The sequence below is a fragment of the Nocardia colli genome, assembly GCF_008704205.1.
Taxonomy (GTDB): Bacteria; Actinomycetota; Actinomycetes; order Mycobacteriales; family Mycobacteriaceae; genus Nocardia; species Nocardia colli.
The window spans coordinates 1-20795 of sequence record NZ_VXLC01000049.1 but is presented as its reverse complement, the minus strand read 5'-3'; the positions used below and the strand labels follow the sequence as shown (position 1 = coordinate 20795).

Genomic DNA, 20795 nt, shown 5'->3' with positions numbered 1-20795 from the left:
CCTACGGTAGTTTGGCCAGTTGGATCATCTCTGCGCCGTGCTCGAGCGGGCGGAGGGTCGACGCGTCGGAGGTAGCGAAGTGGCGATGCCAGGCAACCGGTTTGGTGTAGCAGGCTCAGTTCGGTCGAGCCGAGGGCGAATGGCGCTCGGTGGCGCCCTCTGCGTCGGTGTCCAGGAGAGTGCCCGATGAGTGCGGACGGAAAGGCGAAAAGCTTGGACACGGACGTGCGCTCGGTGGATTCCGCGCGAATCCTGTCGCTCACCGGTGAAATCGACATGGCGTCCGCACCGCAGTTCCAGGCCGCGGTGGACGATGCGTTGCGGGACCAGCCGAGCACGCTGGTCATCGACCTGTCCCAGGTCGAGTTCTTCGGCTCCGCCGGACTGAGCGTCCTGCTCGTGGCGGCGGAGTCGCTGCCGTCGGGCCGGCTGCGCGTGGTGGCCTCGCCGCCGGTGCGCCGCCCGATCGAGGTGACCGGGCTGGACAAGCTGCTCAGCCTGCACAACACCGTGGACGAGGCGCTCGCCGTCGAGGAGCCGCGCCGCCCGGCCTGAGGCCGGGGCAGCGCACGCTCGCGCTCAGCGCTGCCGGGGGAGCCGGACGACCTGGACGAAGAAATCGTCGATGTGCTTGATGGCAGAGACGAATTGGTCCAGGTCGACCGGCTTCGTCACGTAGGCGTTGGCGTGCAACTTGTAACTGCGCAGGATGTCTTCCTCCGCCGCCGAGGTGGTGAGCACCACCACCGGGATATGCGCCAGCTCCGGATCGGCCTTGATCCGCTCCAGCACCTGACGTCCGTCGTATCTGGGCAGATTGAGATCGAGCAGGATCAGATCCGGCCGTGGCGCACCCGCGTGCTCGCCCTGCTTGTACAGGAAATCCAGGGCTTCCTGACCGTCGTGCGCGACGTGCAGGGTGTTGCCGATCTTGTTGTCTTCGAAGGCTTCCCGAGTCATCAACTCGTCGCCGGGGTCGTCCTCCACCAGGAGGATGTCGATGGGCTGGCCAGGAATGCTCAAAAGGAATCTCCTGTGTTGTATCGGGGATCAGCCGGGCAGGCTGGGTTCGGCCTGCGCGACGATTTCTGCCGGTTCGCTCAGGTCTTCGGTCGGCACCGGGGAGTTCAGGGTGAACCAGAATCGAGTGCCGCCGGTGTATTCGGGGTCGAGCCAGATCTTTCCGCCGTGGTGTTCGACGATCTTCTTGCACAACGCCAGCCCGATACCGGTGCCGGTGTATTCCTCGCGGTTGTGCAGCCGCTGGAAGATCACGAACACCTTCTCACCGAACTCCGGCGGGATGCCGATCCCGTTGTCGGACACCGAGAACAACCAGCCGCCGGTGTCGCCGTCTGCGACACATGCGAGCTCGACCACCGGCGTCCGATCGGGCGCGCGGAATTTGATCGCGTTGCCGATCAGGTTCTGCCACAGCATGGTCAGCAGCGTCGGGTCGCCATTGATCTCGGGTAACTCGTCGGGGCGTTCCAGGCGCAGCTCGGTGTCCTCGGCGGTGACCGAGAGGTTGGTCATCGCCTTGTCCAGCGTCTGGTCCAGGCCGATCGGCACGTTGCCGTCGATGACCCGGCCGACCCGGGAGAAGGTGAGCAGATCGTTGATCAGCACCTGCATCCGCTTCGCGCCGTCCACCGCGTAATCGATGTATTGGATGGCGCGCTCGTCGAGTTTGTCGGCGTAGCGCTTCTCCAGCAGCTGACAGAACGCGGCGACCTTGCGCAGCGGTTCCTGTAGATCGTGCGAAGCCACGTAGGCGAACTGCTCTAGTTCGGCATTGGAGCGGCGTAGCTCCGCGGTCTGCGCGTCCAGCTCGGCGGTCTGCGCGGCCAGCACCGCCTCCTGCACGCGCGAGGACTCGAGCTCGGCGACGACCTGGCGGCGCATGGCCTCCACCGCCTCCGCGACGGTCGCCAGGTCGGCCGGGCCGTGCGCGGTGATGTGGTGTTCGTAGTCGCCGTCGGCGACCCGCCGGGAGGCGGTCTCCAGATAGCCCAGCGGGCGCGCGACCAGCCTGCGCACCAGCACGGTCAGCGCGAACGCGGCGATCAGGAACACGGCGACCATCGCGCCCAGCGCGGTATCCCGCACGGTGCGAGTGCTTTTCAGCTCGGCCTGATCGCGGTCGACCTCGGTGGCCAGGTCGGCGTTCTGCGCGGTGAACAGGGCGCGGAGCTTGTCGAAGGCGGCCTTGCCGCGCGTCGCGTCCGCCTCGCCGATGGCCCGGGGACCACGCGCGGCGACCGCGCTGACCAGCGGTTCGGCATAGCCGCTGCGCCAGTCCGCGGCCGCGCGCTCCACCGCGTCGAGATCGGCCAGCAGCTGCGGGCGGTCGGCCAGCAGCTCGCGGATCTTGGCCGCGGATTGTGCTTCGTCCTGTACGCCTTCGGAATACGGGGCGAGGAACTGAGCATCGGCGCCGATGGCATAGCCGCGGATGCCGGTCTCCTGGTTGATCAGCGCGCCCTGCAACCGGTAGGTCTCGGCGGTCGCGGGTTGCAACTCCTCGACCATCCGGTCGGCGACCCGGTTCGTCTTGCTCAGTTGCTGCGCGCCGATCGCCGTGCCGATGATCACCAAGATCACCATCAGGGCCAGCACGAGCATGAACCAGCCCTGCACGGTCAGCCGGCCGGCCACCGACTGCTTGCCGGGGGGAGTTGTCATCGATTGTCCTGCTTCAGGTCTCGGTGATTCCACTGCAAGTACATGACCGCCACGTCGTCTTCGAGCCCGCCGTGCGACTCGGCCAGCTGCTCCGCGCGCCGGACCAGCTCGTCGACGAATACCGCGGGATCCGCCGCGCTGATCGTGCGGGCCAGGTCGAGCAGCCCTTCCTCGCCGAGGCGGTCCCGGCCCGCGTCGGTGTGGCCCTCGAAAAGTCCGTCGGTGAACAGCATCAGGCCACTGCCGAGCGGCAGCGCGACCTCGTAGGTCGACCATTCGGCGCGGCCGGGCAGGAAGCCGAGCGCGGGACCGCCCGGCACCTCGACCCAATCCACCTGCGCGCCGGTGCGGATCAGCATGCCGGGGTGCCCGGCTCTGGTGACGACGACGCGGTGATCGCGGGGGCGCAGAACCAGGCTGGTCAGCGTGGCGAAGGTCTGCTTGCCGCTGCGTTCGGCGAGCAGGACTTCCTCCAGCAGCTGCAATTGACGCAGGCCGAAGATGTCACTGAGCACCAGGGTGCGCCAGGCCAGGCGGAGCGCGACGCCGGTCGCGGCCTCGTCCGGGCCGTGGCCGGCCACATCGCCGATCAGCGCGTGCACGGTGCCGTCGGCCTGCTGCACCACGTCGTAGAAGTCGCCGCCGAGCAAGGCGTTGGCCCGGCCGGGGCGGTAGCGCGCGACGATGTCGACCGCGCGTTCGCCGCGCAGCAGCGGGGTCGGCAGCAGGCCGCGTTCGAGGCGCGCGTTCTCCTGCGCGCGCATCTGACTGATCCGCAGGGCCGCGGCCGCGCGTTCGGCCTGTTTACGCTGGATGGCGTAACGCAGTGCGCGACCGAACAATTCGGGCTCGACCCGGCCCTTGACGAGGTAGTCTTGGGCGCCGGCGGCCACTGCGGCGAGCCCGATCTGCTCCTGGTCCAGCCCGGTGAGCACGATTACCGCGACCCGGTCGGTGTACTCGCGCACCACGCCCAGGGTCTCCAGGCCGTGCGCGTCGGGCAGGTGCAGGTCCAGCAGCACACAATCGGGTAGCTGTTCAGCGAGTAGTGCACGCGCCTCGGCCGCGGAGCGCACCCAGCGCACCGGCAGACCCGGCGCGCCATCGGCGATCAACTCCTCGACCAGCAACGCGTCGGCTTGATCGTCCTCGACCAGCAGCACCGACAGATCCGGCCAATTCCAGACGGCAGCGCGGTCTGGTCGGCGCTCAGGAATCGGTGCTGCTGCGCGGGGGGTGCTGTCGCCGTCGCCGAGAAGGCCTATCTGCCCACTCTGCCCGGAAAGCATCGACTCCGGTCTCCTTCCATCCGCGTTGACCTACTCGGTCGTCGTCGAATACGACTAACGCGGAGTACCCACATTCGCGCGGCGCACCCTCGGGCCTTGTACCACGCGACGTGCCAACATTACCGTCCCCGCGGGATCGGACGAGACTTACTGGGTGCAGTGGGTGTCGCGTACGCCGACCGGTACGCTCCCGGGCTCGCGCGGCAATGGTCTACCTGGGACGCCAGGTGGTGAAGTCGAATTCGAGGTATTGCTCCGCCGCTGAAGGAATGTGGGTGAGCGTGAGTTCGGCGAGATTGCCCTGGTCGGTTTGCACGCAGAGGTGACTGCCGGTGGGCAAGTGATAGGTGTTGTCCAAGGTTTGGCTCCATGCGCCGGGGGCGATCGCGGTGCAGCGGTCCAGGCCGGAGCCGGCGTCGGTGCGCGGGATGGCGAAGCGGGCGTGGCCGTCGGTCATGGCGTTGAGGGAGTCGGCGGTTCTGGACGGGCTCATGTCTACGCCGGGTTGGTTCTGGTCGCGGACTTGTCCGGTGTCCAGGTCGATGCCCTCGACGTTGGCGATTTTCTGGTGGCCGTGGGTGAGGGAGGGGGGTGCGGGGGTGGTCGGTGGCGTGGACGGGACCGGAACCGGCGAGCCGGTCGGGGTGGCCGAGGGCGAATTCGAGCCCGCCCATTGGGCGATGCCGACGATCAACGCGATCACCGTTCCGACACTGCCCACCACGGTCCAGAAGAGTGACGACCGCCAGAAAGGCGTCGGGTCGGTCGTTCTGGTGTCGTTCGGTGCGGGCGTCGGGTCGTTGGGCGGGTTCGGCGCCGGTGGCGCACCGTTGGGTTCGTTTTCAGACATCTGCTTTTCCCCCTGTCGCCGGATGCTGGTCGGAACCTGCGCCGAGGGCATACCGCAGCCCGCGCCGCAGAAGCTTGTCCCGCGCGCGGCGAGACACGAAAGACCTTACATAGCAGGCGGCTATCCCGGCGCGGGTTTCTCCGGAACCCGATACCCGCGGTGATAATGGATTGACGGGCTTATGTATTGTTCGCGATAGCAACTAGTTGCGCGGTTCTGGTAGGTCGCCGAACTGTCGCACCGCTGAGAGTTTTACCAGCAGTAGTTAGTGCAGATCGCTTGTGTCACAAGGCTTGGTGAGCGCCGAGCCGATCCGATCGATGGCCGCGCAGCGTATTCCGGGCGACCGACGAGCGGAAGCGCGTGTTCGAGAAAGACCGCTGACAACGCAGCCGACCAGAATTAGGGCGCACATGACGAATTCCACCACCCAGGCAATGCCGCCGGGCCTGGAAGCGGACGCGGGTCCCGCACTGTCACACCGGCAGATCCTGACCATCCTGTCCGGCCTGCTGCTCGGTATGTTCCTGGCCGCGCTCGACCAGAACATCGTCAGCGTGGCGATCGTGAAGATCTCCAACAGCCTGCACGGCTTCGACGAACAGGCGTGGGCGACAACGGCTTACCTGATCACCGCGACGATCACCACGCCGCTCTACGGCAAGCTGGCCGACATCTACGGGCGGAAGCCGTTCTACCTCACGGCAATCGGGCTGTTCATCGTCGGCTCGGTGGCCTGCACCTTCGCCACCTCGATGTACGAGCTCGCCGGGTTCCGCGCGTTCCAGGGGCTCGGTGCCGGTGGTCTGATGTCGTTGGCGTTCACCATCGTCGGCGATATCGTGCCCGCCCGGGAACGGGTGCGGTACCAGGGCTACTTCATGATGGTCTTCGGTTTCGCCACGGTGCTCGGGCCGGTGCTCGGCGGCTTCTTCTCCGATCTGGACACGCTCGGCGGGATCGCCGGCTGGCGCTGGGTGTTCCTGGTGAACGTGCCGGTGGGGGTGCTCGCCTGGCTGGTGGTCGCCAAGGTGCTGAATGTGCCGCACCAGCGGCAGAATCACCGCATCGACTGGTTCGGCGCGGTGACGCTGACGATCTGCACCGTGCCGCTGCTGGTGGTCGCCGAGCGGGGCCGCAACTGGGGCTGGGAATCGCATCGGGCGCTGCTCTGCTACGGGGTCGGCGGGGTCGGGCTGCTGCTGTTCCTGCTCGTCGAGTTCCTGATGAAGGACGCGGCGCTGATTCCGTTGCGGCTGTTCAAGAGTTCGACGTTCAGTGTCACCATCGCGGGCGGGTTCATCGTCGGCATCGCCATGTTCGGCGCGATCACCATGGTGCCGCAGTACTTCCAGGTGGTGCGTGGGTTCACCCCGACCAATGCCGGGCTGCTGATGCTGCCGCTGGTCATGGGCATCACGGTCGGCGCGCAACTCGGCGGGCGGATCACCAAGAAGACCGGACGCTACAAGATCCTGCCCGTGGCAGGCACTTTCATCACCGCGGTCGGCTCGGCGCTGTACGCGCAGGTGCACTACGACAGCGTGCTGTGGCAGCCGCTGGCGTACTGCGCGGTGATCGGGCTCGGGCTCGGGTTCTGCATGCAGACGTTGGTGATCGCGGCGCAGAACGCGGGGCGGCGTTCGGATATGGGCGTTTCGACCGCGGCGGCGACATTCTTCCGGCAGATGGGCGGCACCCTCGGCGTCGCGGTGTTCCTGACCATTCTGTTCAACCTGTTGCCCGACAAGATCATCGACGCGTTCGGCGGGACGTTGCCGCCCGGGTTCGATGCCGAACAGCTCAGCAATATGCAGAGCAACACCAGCGGCATCGAGGCGCTGCCCGACGAGCTGAAGGTGCCGATCCTGATCGGCTTCACCAACGCCATGCACTGGGTGTTCTATGTCGCCGCGGCGGTGGCGTTGCTGGCGTGCCTGGTGTTGATGTTGATGAAAGAGATTCCGTTGCAGGATGCTCCGGTGCCGGCCGTCGCGCGGAAGGCGGCGCCGGTCGCGGAGTCGAGCTGGGACGAGGACCAGATCTGGGAGGGCGCCGCGCAGGCGCTCGCGGAACCCGAACCGGTACTCGCCGGGGCGGTCGGCCGGCAGGTGTCCGCCGAACACCGCGGCAATGGTTCGCACGAGTTCGCCATGGCGGCAACCGGTTCCACGGTGACGGTGCTCGACTCGGTGGAGGGGTTCGAAGGTTACGGCGACGGCGCGATCGGCGGACGTATCCGGCGGGAGAACGGGCATCCGGTGCCCGACGCCGCGCTCACCCTGATCGATCAACGCGGACATCAGGTTTCGCGGGCGACCGGCGATGCCGACGGTGGTTACGTCATCGGGGTTCCCGAGAGCGGCAGCTACGTGCTGATCATCTCGGCGACCGGCCATCAGCCTGCGGCGGTGACGGTTTCGGTCGGCCAGCGGGCCCAGCACCTGGATCTCACCTTGCTCGGCTCCGGTGAGCTGTCCGGCATCGTCCGGTCCGCCGCTCGCGGCACCCCGCTCTACGGCGCCACCATCACCCTGACCGACCTGCGCGGCGAGGTGGTCGGTGCGGCGATGACCACGGCCGACGGGCGTTACGTGTGCCACGGGATCGTTTCCGGTACTTACACATTGGTCGCCGTGGCCGAACATATGCGGCCGAGCGCGACCACGCTTACCGTTCCTGATGCCGGACTGCTCCGGCACGACATCGATATGTCGCCGATGGCGGTGCTCGTCGGTTCCGCTCTGGCCGAAGACGGGCGTCCGGTGCCGGACGCGCAGATCAGCGTGCTCAACACGACGGGTGATCTGACCGCCACCGCTCGCACCGACGACAACGGTCGTTATCTGGTCACCGATCTGCCGCAAGGGCAGTACACCGTCGTGGCTCGTGGCTATCCGCCGTCGACCAGCCAGATAACCGTCGCCGGTGGTGAGGTCAACCATGACGTGAAACTCGGCTACCAGCTGGAAGATTCGCAGTAGGCGGATCAGCGGATGTAGGTGACGTCCGCTTCGTCCCTGGTGTGCTGCATGGTCCAGAGCAGATCGGCGAGGTGGGTGGGGGAGACGGTCGATACCTCGAACACCGGCTCGCCCGCTGCCCTGGCTCGTTCCAGTTCGGTGTGCCAGGCGCTGTTTTCGATGGCCGCGCCGATGTAGAGACCGCCGACGTAGACGCCCTTCGCGGCGACCTCGGTGTGCAACGCCTGGAGGTAGTTGCGCTGAGCGGCGAGGGCGAGTCCACCGGCGACGCGCGGATTGCCGTGCACGGCACTGGCTCCCTGTGCGCTGAGGATCACGCCGTCCCCGCGGGAAAGCATGGCGGGCAAGAACTCTCGTACCAGCTCGAGCAAGGTGTAGACGCCGAGCCGCATGAGGTCTTGTACGCGCTGTGGGGTCAGATCGAGCACCGGGACGAAACCGTCGGCCGCCGCACCGTAGTAGAACGCGTCGAGATCGCCGACCGCGGCCCGAATCTGCTCGGCGAGCGCGGGAACCGCGTCGGTGTCGGCTAAGTCCGCGGTGATGACATGTGTTGTCCCAGGCAGCTTCTCGGCCAACGACTCCAGCGGTTCCCGGCGCCTGGCGACCAGCACCACGTCGTAGCCCTCCGCTGCGTAGCGGTGGGCGACGGCCTGGCCCAGGCCCGCCCCGGCGCCGAGTACTGCGATCGACTTCGACATGAATACCCCTCGAGAGCAATGAGATTCGGAGAAACCCGCACTGGCGACCCCCATGGTAGTCATGGCGACTGATCATCAGCAATACTGACGATCAGAAAAGTATATGGTTACCGCGTGCCCATTCCCGCCCGCCCGCCGCGATCGACCGACGAAGCCCCACTCCCTCGGCTCGGGTACCTGCTCAAACACGCAGCCTTGCAATACGCGGACCTGACCTCGACCGAACTGGCCCCGCTGGGCATCACCCCTCAGGAATGGGCTGCCCTGAACTGCCTGGATGATCAGCAAGAACGCTCCCAAAAGGAAGTCGCAGAACTCCTCGGCATCGACCGCACAACCATGGTCGCCCTCATCGACCGCCTGCAATCCCAAACCTGGGTCGAACGCCACCCCCACCCCACCGACCGCCGCAAAAACACCGTCACCCTCACCCCCGCCGGCCGAGCCATCCTGAAAACCGGCGCAACCATCATCGACAACTGCGAACACCAATTCCTCGCCGCCCTCCCCACCCCCACCCACCTCAAACACGCCCTGCAAACAGTGATCACCGCCAACCAATCACGCTGAACCTGTTCCGCTCGCAAGGCGTGTCGAGATGATCTCCTCCAGCTCACCCATGGTCTGGGTGAACACGCTTTCGAGATCGACCTCATACCGTTGCGCCAGAATCAGAACCGACCAAAGACAGTCCGCGAGCTCATGTTCCAAGGCTGCCTTCCCGCCTGGCATCGCCCGGGTACCCTCGGCGGCCATAACCAGCTTCGCGAGATCCCCTACATCCCCGACGAACCCGAGCATGAAGTCCGCCCGGGTCCAAGTCCGTCCCCGCTCAGCAAGATTCAGCGCGTCATAGAGGTCATGAATCGTCATCGCTCGCGCCTGAAGTTCTCGAATATCCACTCTTCGTGTCTACCTCGTGAAGCTCCGAGGGGCCTCGATATCGCCGGTTTGTCCGAAAGATCGACCAGAACAGCTGATTTCGCGTTAGTGTCACTCCCTGAGGGGTGAACTGGAACGTGTTCTAATCGGAGGGGGCTTCATCATGGCGGAATGGCGAATCGGGTCGGTGCTGTGCGCGGTGGCGGTGGTAGCAGGAGTGGGTGCAGGGCCTGCGCAGGCGGAGTTGCCGGTGGAATACAGCACGTTCAGTGGGATTCGTGCCGAGCTGTCGAATCCCGGTGGGTCTATGCCGGGCAGTAATGATTGGGGCTGTAAACCCAGTGTGGCGCACCCGAATCCGGTGGTGTTGGTGCACGGGGGAGCGGGGGCGGGCGCTCAAACCAATTGGGGGACATATGTTCCGTTGCTGGCCAATGAAGGCTACTGCGTCTTCTCTTTGACCTACGGCGCTCTCGATCTGCCGTGGCCGGTTTCGGCGCTCGGCGGGATGAGCGGCACTGCTGAGCAGAATGCGCGCACCATCGGCAGTTTCATCGAGCGGATACTGGATGCGACCGGTGCGCAGAAGGTCGATGTCCTCGGCCATTCGCTGGGCACTTACACGAATATCGTCACCACCCACGACCAAGTTGTCCTGCCGTACACCTCTGGGCTGCTGCCCGGGGACGGGGTGACGAATATCGTTCTGCAAGATGGGTGTTCGCAGGATATGTCCGATCATCTGGGAATCGTCGCCGATCCGCGTGCAGCCGCCTACGTACTCAATGCCCTTGATCCGCAGCACCCGCACCCGGTGCCCTGTCCCGCTGGATAATTCACGGCTTCCGTTCGGCAGTGGTTCCGAAGGGTTGATCCGGTGGTGGTGGTGGTGGATCCGGTCGGCGCTCAGTCTTCTACCGGCAGGTGGGGCGAGTGATAAAGCAGCGCCTCGGCGACGTCCCAGGGGTCGGTTACCGTGGGCAGGTTATCGAAATCCGCAGGAGAAATATCGACGGTGAAACTGACCGTTCCACGCCCGTCCAGGGTGACTCCGGCGTAACACCGCCAAGCCTGGAGCCGCCCCGCGCCGTTGGTCTTGGCGCAGATCGGGATCAACACGACCGAGACTATCTCCGTCAGCACAGCTTTGGTCCACAGCGGCCGGCCGTAGGCGGAGAACCCGTGGGACCGAGCCGCCGTACCGAGTTCGAGCAGTCCGAGACCGTTCACGCGCTTCACGAACGAAGGTACTTCCTGCCCAAGCAGTCCCGGTCGCGTCGGCCGCGCCTTCCCGAATCGCATCGTGCACCTTCCGAACAAGCGGCCGGGGCCGTCGCACCCGAACCGCAACGGTCACCCGACCGATGATTCCGGCCGAACGGCCCGCCCGCCACCCCCGGACCACACAGCGGCTCTCATCTGCGGCGTGGCCAACCGGCGACACGATCATTCGAGTCCGGCGGCCTGCTTCGCGGTGTTCTCCAGTGTGGCTCGATAGTTCTGCCACCAGGCCGGGTCGCCGGTGGGCATGTTGTCGTTGTGGGGGAGTAGCCCGGCGGCACCATCGATGAGTTCGCGAACGATGTCGGCATGCCCGGCATGCCGATTGGTTTCGGTGGTCACATGCACCAGAATTCGGTGCAGCGTGACGACCCGGTCCTTCGTCCACCACGGAACCGAACCTTCGGTGGTGAGGTCGAGAGCGTCGATCGTGGCGTCAGCGTGCGCCCACGCGCGGTGATAGAACGCGATGATGTCTTCCCGCGATTCGTCAACGGTCGCCCACATGTCGGCCGTCGGATCTGCCTCGAAATCAAGTTTGGTGAGCGGCTCGTCGGCCGGACGGCCGAAGGTGTCCCCGAAATACCCGAACTCGATCGTCCCGAGGTGCTTCACCAGCCCCAGCAGATTGGTCCCGGTAGGTGTCATCGGCCGGCGAACGTCATACTCGGACACACCATCGAGCTTCCACAACACAGCTTCACGGGCATAACGCAGATAACGGTGCAGATCCGTCTTAGGGTCGGAGGAAGTCATGCCCAGCACTCTGCCAGGCGATCCCCCACCCCAACTGATTTCCCCCTCCACCAACAACATTCACCCGACGGACGCGGTCAACCCGTTCGCATCGGGATCGGGCGGCGGATTACATTGCACCCCAGTGGAAGTACGAGCATCCCGGGTGATGGCTCCGCGCTGCGGCGGGGCGACGCACTCCCTAACCGGGGCAATGAATCTTCAGCTGAAGTTTCGTCTGCGTCCCGTTCTCGAGGTTCGCTGCCTGTGCCCGGGTTACGCCGTGGCGGGCGTAGGGGGCGGCGGTGGGGAGGAACCGTTCGAGTGTCAGTGAACAGCCTTGGGGTGCGTCGCCGACTGCGATGACGAGGGAGTCGGGTGGTGGGTCGCGGAGGGGGTCGGATCTGGGGAAGATCCGGGTGTTCGGTGCGTGGAGTCGGTCGAGTATGTGGTCGGTGGTGTCGCCGAGGTAGGTGGCGTAGGCGGAGGGGGGATCGTCGAAGATGACGCCGGATGTGAGTTTGGTGAAGCCATCGATGGTCACCTGATCGACCATGATCAGTGCGGGATTGGGGCCGAACCTGTGGTCGCGCCACCACCACACGCCCGCGGTGATGAGCACCAGCAATGACACGGCCACCACTATCCAGCGCCGAAATCGGTTATTCGGGTGCACAGTTCACCAGGAATTCGAAGAGAACCGACGTGCCCGCCCGGATCGCCTGACGCTGATCATCGGACAACCCCAACCATGGATCGAGCATCGCGGTCTGCTCGTAGCGCTCCACGGTCATCGAGCACGCCTCCGGCCCGGTACCGCTGAGCACATACGTCGAGCCCGGATCGACGGTGAACAGCGCACGTGTGGGCGCCCGAAGTTCGAACCGCGGCGCGATCACCGCGGCCCGGAGATCGTCCGGCGGCGGTCCGAAGAAGAACGCTCGCGAGCAGTCGATCCGGTCGACGAACTGCCCGCTGCGCACCGAATGTCGCTGCAACCCATCGACTTCGATCGCGTCCGCCAGCCCACAGGCTTGGCGGTGATACCGCACGGACTCGTCGCCGCATCCCGTGACTACCGCCGCCGCGAGCACGAGTCCACCCACCACACACCAAACACCCACTCGCACCGCGGTGCCCCCTCACCATCCACCTCGCAACACGCTACCCGACCCCCTGCGCCGCATTCCGTCCCGATCCGCCGGTGCGGCGAATCGGGAGCGGGTGCCGATAGCTCTGGTGGCTATTGCGGTGGGGCCCTGATGGATAGCCTGATGGGGTGACCGATCAGCTGGGTCCGATCGTCCCGAATCCGCACGGGCCCTACGACGAAACGAACGCACCGGATGACGATGTGCGCCGGCTGGACCTCGGGTCGATACGGATGCCGGTCCCTGCTTGGGGCGAGTGCCTGGTCGATATGGCGCCGGACGATTCGATGGTGCACTTCGTGCACTGGCAGACCCCGCTCGGGCGATTCACCGTGACCGCCTATGCCGCAGCGCCTTCCGGCGGATTGTGGGCGAGCATCGTCCCCGAACTCATCGTCGGCCTACAGGAAGATTGCCGCGGAGTGCACAGCGAACCCGGCACCTGGGGTGCGGAGGTGGCAGCCACGATGGATGATCGCGCCTTGCGGATCATCGGCGTCGACGGGCCGCGCTGGATGTTGCGCGGTGCCGCGCTCGCCGCACCGTCCACGGCCCGGCACAGTGCGTCAGCTCTGCGAGATCTGTTGCGCGGCACCGTTGTTGCGCGCGGCGCGGTCGAACTACCCGACCGCACGATGTTGCCGCTGGTGCTACCTGCCGAGTTCGCGGTCCAGATCCCTGATATCCCGAAAGACGAAGAGGGCTTGCGCTCGTTCGGCGTGCTGTGAGTTCGGCGCGACAGCTCAGGCAGGCAGGGCGTCGCCGGGAAAACCGTGGCAGGGGTGTACCTCGCAACGGATCATGTCGGCTTGCACGCACGGGTCCTCGGCCATGATCCGCGCGGCTTCCTCGGGCGGCACGGTCATGATGGCGACGCCGGCGACGGTGTCGGAGGCGACCGGGCACAGGACCGCGATGACTCCGTCGGCGCGCAGCGACACCATGCGGCGCTGGTGTTCGAGTTCGATCGCGTCCGCGCCGTCCATGGTTCGCTTCGGGCCCCACTGAAGGAGCGCGAGGCTGAAGGGTTTCGCGGTCGCGGCCAGGGCTTGGATCTGTTCGTCGGTGACGGTCGTGGTCATGGTGTGCCTCAGTTCTGGATCTGCTCGGCCAGCGAAACGATGATTCCCTCGGGTCCGCGGACGTAGGCCATCCGCCAGACGCCTTCGTATTCGCCGATCCCGCCCACCAGGCCGTAGCCGTCGGCGGCAGCGTGGTCGACCGCGGCCTTCAGGTCCTTGACCACGAAGGCGACGTTGCGCAGGCCCAGCTCGTTGGCCGGGGCGGCGGGCGAACCGGGGAGGTGATCGGGCCGGACGAAGCTCGACAGCTCCAGCGTCGTTCCGCCGCCGGGCAGCCGCAGCATGACGATCTCGGTGACCGCGCCGGTCATGCCGATCACGGTGTCCAGGAACTCGCCCTCGACGGTCATCTTCGGATCGGCCTCCAGGCCGAGTCCGACGAAAAACGCTGTCGCGGTGTCGATGTCGGCAACGGTGATGCCGATATGGTCGAAGCGTTCGGCGAAGCCCATGGGATAACCTCCTATGTTTCTCGAAGACGCTCAGGACCGTAACATCTTTGAGTTCCTTAAGGGAACCCTATTCGTCGGATCGGTCCGCGCCGAACGCAGCTCAGCGCGCGACGCCGGCCTGGATGCCGTCGAGGAGGAAGCCGAGGCCGGTGCGGAAGGTCTGGTCGGCGTCCAGGTGCGCGGCATCGTGCACCACCGTGGCCAGTGCGGGGAATCGCCCGGTCGCGAAGGCGCGCATCAGATATGGACCGCGCGCGGCTTGCCAGCTCCGCTCGTCCATGCCGGTGTCCCGCTCGGCCCGCCGCTCGGCGATCTCCCGGCGCACCGCGCCGATCACGTACGCGTTGACCGCGGCGACCACCGGCATGACGGCGTCCACCTCGAGGTCGCTCAACGCGGCCGCGACCGTCTCCCCGTTGGCCAGTGCGTGCGGCCCGAGTTGCGGTCGGCCACCGAGTAATTCGGCGAGCCACTCGTGCTGGTGCGCGGCGTCCCGAGTGGCTTCGGCAAGCGATTGCAGCATCGCCCGCCACCCGTCGCCGCTCGGCCGGATCTCGGCTTGGACGGCGTCGACCATCAGGTCGAGCAACTCCGCCTTGTCGCCGATATAGCCGTACAGCCGCATCGGGCCGACGCCCAGCGCGGCGGCGATCTTGCGAAAGGACACCCCGTCCAAGCCGTCCGCGTCGGCCAGCTGGATCGCCGCTCGCACGATCTGTTCCCGGCTCAGCGGCGCCGGCACGGGTCGATTCGGTGGCTCCGGCCTTTCCCATACCAGCATGCAGTGACAATACATCGCCTCTGTCGATACAGTGTATCGAGCTATGCGGTGTATTGAAGGAGAGCAACTTATGACCATCGCCATCATCGGAGCGGGCCTCGGCGGCCTGGCACTCGCGCGGGTATTGCACGTCAACGGCCTCGACTCGGTCGTGTACGAGCGCGAATCGGCGCGCGACGCACGCGGTCAGGGCGGCATGCTCGACATCCATTCTGGCCAGCGGGCGCTGCGCGCGGCCGGTCTGATCGACGAGTTCCACGCGATCGCCCGGCGTGAAGGTCAGGACATGCGGCTGCTCGAACCGGACGGCACCCTGCTGCTCCAGGAAGACACACCCGACGACGCCCCGCTCGATCGTCCCGAGGTCGATCGCGTCGATCTGCGCAACCTGCTGCTCGATTCCCTTCCCGATGGAGTGGTGCGCTGGGGGCACGCATGCACATCCGCCGGCCACAGGGTGCTGCGCTTCGCAGACGGCAGTAGTGCGGCATACGACCTGTTAGTCGGCGCGGACGGCGCGCAGTCCCGGATTCGCCCGCTGCTCACCGACGTTCGTCCGGCACACATCGGTCAGCACGTCGTCGAGCTCGGCATCCCCGACATCGACCGCACGCATCCCGACCTCGCGGCGATGGTCGGGCGCGGCAACTACTGGGTCATCGGCAACGGAATATCGTTGGGGGCGCAGCGAAATGGTGACGGTCGCGTGCGCATCGGCCTCAGCTTCTACAACACCGCCGAGGATTGGTTCGCCACCGCCGCGATCCCGTTCGACGACCCGGCCGCCGCCCGCGCGCGACTGAGCGATCTGCTCCCCGGCTGGGACTCCCGTTTCGCCGCGCTGATCGCGGCTTGCGACGACGCGATCGTGCCGCGGTCACTCACCACCCTGCCCGTCGGCCTGACCTGGCCGTCGATGCCGGACGTCACGTTGCTCGGCGATGCCGCGCACCTGATGCCGCCGGTGGGGGAGGGTGCCAACATGGCACTGCTCGACGGGGCCGTGCTCGGCCTCGCGCTGGCCGCCAACCCGGACGACTTCCCAACCGCCGTAAAGGAATACGAACGCGAGATGTTCGCGCGCACCAGCGCCGCCGCCCGCATGTCCGCGGACATGCAGGAATTGCTGATGTCGCCGGACGCCGCCCAGAGACTCCTTGCCTTCTTCCAACCCGGCTGAGAGCGCCCCCACCACGATCATGGCGATCTGCCGAGCCGGAAAGCGCACCGGCTGTGGCTTTCGACCCCATCCGCCGGGATTCAGGAAGATCGTCGGCTTGGCGCGAGCTGTGCTGGTGAGCATCGAAGCCACGACGCAGGCTGCGGAGGCTCCGATTTGTCGAGGCCAGGCGGTCGAACGTCGTGCAGTACGGTGGGCGACCACGGTAGCTGTCACCGAATTTCCAACGTTGTCGTCACGGGGCTTCTGGTCGGCGTGTCCGTACGGTGTCGACACGCTGACGTGCCGGAGCAACTGGGGTCTCGCGGGGCTGGTGTCGGTCCGCGAGTATTGGCCCCGCCTCGGATCTGCTCGGGGCGGCCGTCGCAGGCGAAACCGCCTCGATGTCATGACGCCCAGCCAGGAGAGCTCATTGCGAATCGCCGGTTCGATTCCCTTAGTCGCAGCCACCGTCGCCCTCGTGTTGAGTGTGGGTGCATGTAGCGACACGTCGAGCGATGCCGGCTCGACGGCAGCCCCGGCGACCTCGACGCCGGTCACGCCGACCGTGCAGTCGGGCACCACGCAACCTCCGCCCCTCCAAGCCCCCTCAGCGGAGCCTGTCGCCATCTCTTGCGGCACAGGAGTTTTCGGTCTCGCGGTCTTCGCCGTCACCACCAAGGGCAGCGCCGCATGTGCCACCGCCATCGCGGTGACCAATGCCTACGGCGAGCAACCCGCCACCGCGCGCCGCGACGTGCTGACGGTCACCGTCGAGGGCGGTTCCTGGACCTGCCAGGAGCGGCAGGGACAGGTCAACCCCTATCAGGAATGCGTGAGCAAAGCCGATCCCGCTGAAAAGGTCAGGCTCTCTTCCTGATCGGCAGGATGACGGTGACAGGGCAGGCCGACAGGCCTGCCCACCCGGCTCAAGGAGTGCCCGATGCGGTCGTCGCGATGCCGCCGTCTACCGGGATGATGCTGCCCGTGAGGTAGGACCCGGCACGGCCGGCGAGAAACACGGCGATACCCGCCATGTCGTCGTCGCGGCCGAGCCGGCGCAGCGGGGCCGCCGCCGCGATCGTGTCGCCGATGGCATCGAGCGTGGACGCCATCATCTGCGACGGGAACACGCCCGGTGCTACCGCATTCACCGTGATGTGCTGTGGGCCAAGCTCTCTGGCAAACACCCTGGTGAGTTGATGGAGCGCCGCCTTGCTGCTGGCGTAGGAGTAATTGGGTGACTGGGCGACGTGGATAGCGGCGATACTGCCGATGTTGATGATCCGCGCGGGATCGTCGACGGTGCCCGCTCTGCCAAGTGCGGGGAGCAGCGCCTGCACCAGCCAGAACGGCGACTTGAGGTTGAGGTCGAGCACTGCGTCCCAGGCCTCGTCCGGAAACGTCGCCAACGGCTCGCGCCACATCGCCCCCGCGTTGTTGACCAGGATGTCCAGGGGTTGCGAGTCGGCCCCGACAAGATCAGCGAGGCGCCGGCACTCGTCATGCCGGGACAGGTCGGCGGGAATTGCCCGAACGTCACCGAATTCGGACAGTAGATGTTCTGCCTGCGCGCACGTGGCTGCGTCGCGCGAGCTGACGACGACGCGAGCGCCCGCCTGGAGCAGGCCGCGCGCGATCATCATCCCGATGCCCTTGGTGCCGCCAGTGACAAGGGCGTACTTCCCACTCAGATCGAAACGTTCCGCGTGAGTAGTGAATTGGTTGTCCACCATTGTTCTCCGTCCCATGTTGTCGGCGCTTTCGACTCAACGAGATTGACAGCCGTCGTGGACTTCCGGGAGACCCTGGTGATACAGGTACTGCGAGAACCCCCTCGCCTGGTGCGCTGCCCCAGCCCGCATCCACCGGCATGCGATGGAAAGCCTTGTCTATCAACAGTCGGACCTTCGTTTGGCGGCCGGCTGAAAGCGGTTGCGCGCGAGGGATCGTCGACGTAGGGCTGGGCGGATGGGAGACCCCAAGATTGCTGGGTCGTCGCTCATCGGTTGGCGCGGTATGGTTCGCCCGTACCAGATGAGGGGGATTCAGTGAGTTATCTTTTCAAGCGGGCCGGTCGGCGTGGCGGTCTCGTGCCCGATGGCCGTCCGCTGAGCGCGATGTCGGTCGGAATCCGGCTGCCCGCAGCGGTTCTGCGCGTCGTGGCGTTCGGTTCGCATAGGTGACGCTGGTCCTCTCGCCCGACCTGGTGGTGGACGAAGAACTTGTTGCTGTGCCGGCGCGGCGACCCTCTCGCACTGTTTTCGTCAGCGGAATGGTGTTCACCGCTGTGCTTTTCGCGATCGGTGGCTGGCGGCGGCGCTGGATCGCCGACGACGGCTTGACTGTGTTGCGTACGGTGCGGAATCTGTTGGCGGGCAATGGTCCGGTGTTCAACGCGGGGGAGCGCGTCGAGGTCAATACCAGTACCGCCTGGACCTATCTCATCTGGTTCTTCAGCTGGCTGACGCAGGCGCGGCTGGAGTATGTGGTGCTGGGTATCGCGCTGACGCTGTCGGTGGCGGCCATCGTTTTCGCGATTCTGGGCACGGCCCGGTTGTGGGGCGGCGGGGTCCAATTGCTGCTTCCGGCAGGCGCTCTCGTCTATATCGCGGTGCCTCCGGCCCGCGACTATGCCACCTCGGGGCTGGAGTCGAGCCTGGTCATCTGCTGGATTGCGGTGCTGTGGTGGGGGCTGATCCGGTGGAGTCGCGCCGACAAGACGGGCTTTGCAAGCATTCTCGGCCTTTCCTTCGTCGCGGGTTTGGCGCCGCTGATTCGGCCGGAGCTCACGCTGCTTGGCACGCTGGCACTGCTTATGATCTGCGGTGCGCCGCAGCCGGGAATTCGGTTGCGGCCATGGATCTTCCGTGCGCTGGTTCTGGCGACGGCCGGGCTGGTGCCGGTGGCGTATCAGATCTGGCAGATGGGCTATTACGCGCTGCCTTATCCGAATACGGCCGTCGCCAAAGATGCGGGCGGCGCGAAATGGCGGCAGGGTTTGGTCTATCTGTGGAATCTGATTGGGCCGTACTGGTTGTGGGTGCCGCTTATGGCGCTGGGTGTTGCGGCCGTGCTGGCGGTGCGGTCCCGACGGATCGCTGGTCAGGCCGCTGGGCTGGCGGAATTCGAGACGAAACCGGATGTGCGCGAACGTCTTCGCCGATTCCGCGCGTGGCTGCGGACGCCGGCCGCGGTAGTCGCCCTCATGCTCGCCAGCGGTGCTTTGCTGACCGTCTACGAGATCCGGGTAGGCGGCGACTTCATGCACGGTCGCATGCTGCTGCCGCCGCTGTTCTGCGTGCTGCTGCCCGTCATGGTGCTGCCGCTGAAGTTGTCGGCCGCGCGGGCGGATTCGCGCCACACCGACCGCGCCTTTGGGATCGGGGCGTTGGCGGTGACCGCCGGCTGGGCGCTGTTGGCGGCGAACGCCACCGCTCTCGAGAACGGCCGCTCGATCAGCACGGCCGGTATCGCGGACGAGCGCCTCTACTACGTGCAGAGCACCGGTCACGAGCACCCGCTCCGCGCCGAGGACTACCTGGACTATCCGCGGATGCGCACCATGATCGGCGATCTCGCCCGAAATCCGAACGGCGGCCTGCTCATCAATTCGCCGTCCTGGAACTGGCAGCTCGTCCCGCCGCCCACCCCGAACGGCGGCGCCGGACATACCGTGTACTTCATCAACCTGGGCATGATCAGCATGAACGTGCCCCTCGACGTCCGGGTCCTCGACCCGATGGGCCTGTCGTATCCGCTTGCCGCACACACGTTCCGGTTCCCGAACGCCCGCATCGGCCACGACAAGAACCTCGACTCGGACTGGGCGGTCGTGGACGCGGGCATGGCGAACGAATATCCCGGGCTGCCCTGGTTCATCGACGAGGGCTGGGTCACCCGCATCCGAACCGCCATGAACTGCCCGGCAACTCGGGACCTGCTGGCCTCCACCCGCGCCCCACTCACCGCCGGCCGCTTTCAGCGCAACCTCCAGCAGTCACTGCGATACGCCAAATATCGCATCGACCGAGTACCGGAGTTCGAGATCGAACGATGCCAGGTGATCGACCGCGGCAACCCCGGCGTACCGAGGTGACCGGGTCGCCGACGGGTAGCGGCTCTGCAGCACCGCCGCTGTCGACAACGGGGGAGTGGAAGTCGAGTAGCCCCGGGGCGGCCCCGTTCGATCTACACCTTCGACGCGCTGTCGATCAGGACGCGAAGTCCGGGCACAAGTTCGTCGTCGCCGCGCTGACGAACAACGTTCCCTGGCTGAACCGGTAAGTCCTTTCGACCGCGGAAATCTCATCGAGAACCGTCACACCCCTACGCAGGTCGTCACACGTCGCGTAGCCCGCGGTGATCATTTCGGCGGTCGATCGTCCGGGCAGGGTGGCGTTGTTCACGCTGATCTCGTCGACGAACGCGGCTTCGGCGGTCCCGGTATCGGCTGTCGCGGCGGCACCGCCGAGCACGGCACCGCCGAGCGCGACGAGTGTTGCGGCGCCGGCAATTGCGAAGGCGCGGAGCCGGATTCGGGTGATAGCCATGATGTCATCCTTGGGTTCAGTCGCCGTTGTCGACGTTGCATCAACGATCCCGCAGCCGACGTAACCGAGGAACCCACCCCAGGGCTGATGCGGGTCACCCCTGTATTCCGCCCGCCGATCCACGCCCACCGCAGAAGCGACCAGCTCGACCAGCTCGACCGCCAGTAGAACCCCGAACGCTCATCGGTGCGGGCTCAGGCGGTCAACGCA

Annotated in this window: 23 protein-coding genes; 8 read left to right on the top strand and 15 right to left on the bottom strand. The window is 66.2% G+C overall.

From position 1 onward, the window contains the following. Positions 1 to 186 precede the first annotated feature (186 nt). Positions 187 to 555: an STAS domain-containing protein gene (locus tag F3087_RS44530; protein WP_150408256.1), complete on the top strand. Its 369-nt coding sequence runs from the start codon at positions 187 to 189 to the stop codon at positions 553 to 555. 24 nt (positions 556 to 579) lie between these two features. Here F3087_RS44530 and F3087_RS44525 read toward each other — a convergent pair whose 3' ends face one another. The 4 genes from F3087_RS44525 to F3087_RS44510 form a co-directional block, all read right to left on the bottom strand. Continuing rightward, a complete protein-coding gene (locus tag F3087_RS44525; protein ID WP_150408255.1) occupies positions 580 to 1023 on the bottom strand; it encodes a response regulator in 444 nt (147 codons plus the stop codon). A gap of 27 nt (positions 1024 to 1050) precedes the next feature. Further along, a complete protein-coding gene (locus tag F3087_RS44520; protein ID WP_150408254.1) occupies positions 1051 to 2685 on the bottom strand; it encodes a sensor histidine kinase in 1635 nt (544 codons plus the stop codon). Then, positions 2682 to 3974 (bottom strand): PP2C family protein-serine/threonine phosphatase, encoded by a 1293-nt coding sequence (locus F3087_RS44515; RefSeq protein ID WP_150408253.1) that lies wholly within the window; start codon positions 3972 to 3974, stop codon positions 2682 to 2684. The genes F3087_RS44520 and F3087_RS44515 overlap by 4 nt, the downstream gene beginning before the upstream one ends. Positions 3975 to 4185: 211 nt before the next feature. After that, positions 4186 to 4824 carry a hypothetical protein gene (locus tag F3087_RS44510; RefSeq protein ID WP_150408252.1) on the bottom strand — a complete coding sequence of 213 codons (639 nt, stop codon included), beginning with the start codon at positions 4822 to 4824 and terminating at the stop codon, positions 4186 to 4188. 413 nt (positions 4825 to 5237) lie between these two features. Here F3087_RS44510 and F3087_RS44505 point away from each other — a divergent pair, with 413 nt between their 5' ends. After that, a complete protein-coding gene (locus F3087_RS44505; protein WP_150408251.1) occupies positions 5238 to 7808 on the top strand; it encodes an MFS transporter in 2571 nt (856 codons plus the stop codon). Positions 7809 to 7813: 5 nt separating this feature from the next. Here the strand turns inward: F3087_RS44505 and F3087_RS44500 are convergent, their stop codons facing one another. Next, complete coding sequence (locus F3087_RS44500; protein ID WP_150408250.1) at positions 7814 to 8509, bottom strand: SDR family NAD(P)-dependent oxidoreductase; 696 nt, start codon at positions 8507 to 8509, stop codon at positions 7814 to 7816. A 114-nt stretch (positions 8510 to 8623) separates the two neighbouring features. Between F3087_RS44500 and F3087_RS44495 the strand changes: the two genes are divergently transcribed. Beyond that, entirely contained in the window at positions 8624 to 9079 is a 456-nt protein-coding gene (locus F3087_RS44495; RefSeq protein ID WP_191094456.1) for a MarR family winged helix-turn-helix transcriptional regulator, read from the top strand. Here the strand turns inward: F3087_RS44495 and F3087_RS44490 are convergent. Further along, a complete protein-coding gene (locus tag F3087_RS44490; RefSeq protein ID WP_150408248.1) occupies positions 9071 to 9412 on the bottom strand; it encodes a MazG nucleotide pyrophosphohydrolase domain-containing protein in 342 nt (113 codons plus the stop codon). The two genes, F3087_RS44495 and F3087_RS44490, sit on opposite strands and share 9 nt — an antisense overlap. Before the next feature lie 142 nt (positions 9413 to 9554). On the opposite strand from F3087_RS44490, the gene F3087_RS44485 reads away from it, so the two are divergent. Beyond that, on the top strand, positions 9555 to 10226 hold the full coding sequence (locus tag F3087_RS44485; protein WP_150408247.1) for an esterase/lipase family protein: 672 nt from the start codon (positions 9555 to 9557) through the stop codon (positions 10224 to 10226). A 71-nt stretch (positions 10227 to 10297) separates the two neighbouring features. Here the strand turns inward: F3087_RS44485 and F3087_RS44480 are convergent, their stop codons facing one another. The 4 genes from F3087_RS44480 to F3087_RS44465 all read right to left on the bottom strand — a co-directional run bounded on the left by F3087_RS44480 (position 10298) and on the right by F3087_RS44465 (position 12516). Further along, entirely contained in the window at positions 10298 to 10630 is a 333-nt protein-coding gene (locus F3087_RS44480; RefSeq protein WP_150408246.1) for a hypothetical protein, read from the bottom strand. 207 nt (positions 10631 to 10837) lie between these two features. After that, positions 10838 to 11428 (bottom strand): DinB family protein, encoded by a 591-nt coding sequence (locus F3087_RS44475; protein WP_150408245.1) that lies wholly within the window; start codon positions 11426 to 11428, stop codon positions 10838 to 10840. Positions 11429 to 11609: 181 nt separating this feature from the next. Further along, a complete protein-coding gene (locus F3087_RS44470) occupies positions 11610 to 12041 on the bottom strand; it encodes a hypothetical protein (protein ID WP_150408244.1) in 432 nt (143 codons plus the stop codon). 28 nt (positions 12042 to 12069) lie between these two features. Continuing rightward, positions 12070 to 12516 (bottom strand): hypothetical protein, encoded by a 447-nt coding sequence (locus tag F3087_RS44465; protein ID WP_191094455.1) that lies wholly within the window; start codon positions 12514 to 12516, stop codon positions 12070 to 12072. Positions 12517 to 12686: 170 nt separating this feature from the next. Here F3087_RS44465 and F3087_RS44460 point away from each other — a divergent pair, with 170 nt between their 5' ends. Continuing rightward, on the top strand, positions 12687 to 13286 hold the full coding sequence (locus F3087_RS44460; RefSeq protein ID WP_150408242.1) for a DUF3710 domain-containing protein: 600 nt from the start codon (positions 12687 to 12689) through the stop codon (positions 13284 to 13286). 15 nt (positions 13287 to 13301) lie between these two features. Here F3087_RS44460 and F3087_RS44455 read toward each other — a convergent pair whose 3' ends face one another. From F3087_RS44455 to F3087_RS44445, 3 genes are all read right to left on the bottom strand, one after another. Next, positions 13302 to 13640 carry a YciI family protein gene (locus F3087_RS44455; protein ID WP_150408241.1) on the bottom strand — a complete coding sequence of 113 codons (339 nt, stop codon included), beginning with the start codon at positions 13638 to 13640 and terminating at the stop codon, positions 13302 to 13304. Positions 13641 to 13648: 8 nt separating this feature from the next. Further along, positions 13649 to 14092 (bottom strand): VOC family protein, encoded by a 444-nt coding sequence (locus F3087_RS44450; RefSeq protein ID WP_150408240.1) that lies wholly within the window; start codon positions 14090 to 14092, stop codon positions 13649 to 13651. A 100-nt stretch (positions 14093 to 14192) separates the two neighbouring features. Next, complete coding sequence (locus F3087_RS44445) at positions 14193 to 14873, bottom strand: TetR/AcrR family transcriptional regulator (protein ID WP_150408239.1); 681 nt, start codon at positions 14871 to 14873, stop codon at positions 14193 to 14195. A 70-nt stretch (positions 14874 to 14943) separates the two neighbouring features. Between F3087_RS44445 and F3087_RS44440 the strand changes: the two genes are divergently transcribed. Both F3087_RS44440 and F3087_RS44435 read left to right on the top strand, forming a co-directional pair. Next, positions 14944 to 16053, top strand: coding sequence for an FAD-dependent oxidoreductase (locus F3087_RS44440; protein ID WP_150408238.1), 1110 nt, complete (start codon positions 14944 to 14946; stop codon positions 16051 to 16053). 388 nt (positions 16054 to 16441) lie between these two features. After that, on the top strand, positions 16442 to 16912 hold the full coding sequence (locus tag F3087_RS44435; RefSeq protein WP_150408237.1) for a hypothetical protein: 471 nt from the start codon (positions 16442 to 16444) through the stop codon (positions 16910 to 16912). Positions 16913 to 16961: 49 nt separating this feature from the next. Here F3087_RS44435 and F3087_RS44430 read toward each other — a convergent pair whose 3' ends face one another. Continuing rightward, positions 16962 to 17768: an SDR family oxidoreductase gene (locus tag F3087_RS44430; RefSeq protein WP_150408236.1), complete on the bottom strand. Its 807-nt coding sequence runs from the start codon at positions 17766 to 17768 to the stop codon at positions 16962 to 16964. Positions 17769 to 18238: 470 nt separating this feature from the next. Here F3087_RS44430 and zomB point away from each other — a divergent pair, with 470 nt between their 5' ends. Next, positions 18239 to 20131, top strand: a complete 1893-nt coding sequence (gene zomB, locus F3087_RS44425; protein ID WP_150408299.1) for a flagellar motor control protein ZomB — start codon at positions 18239 to 18241, stop codon at positions 20129 to 20131. 115 nt (positions 20132 to 20246) lie between these two features. On the opposite strand, the gene F3087_RS44420 is transcribed toward zomB, so the two are convergent. Next, positions 20247 to 20585 (bottom strand): DUF732 domain-containing protein, encoded by a 339-nt coding sequence (locus tag F3087_RS44420; RefSeq protein WP_150408235.1) that lies wholly within the window; start codon positions 20583 to 20585, stop codon positions 20247 to 20249. Between the last annotated feature and the right edge of the window lie 210 nt (positions 20586 to 20795).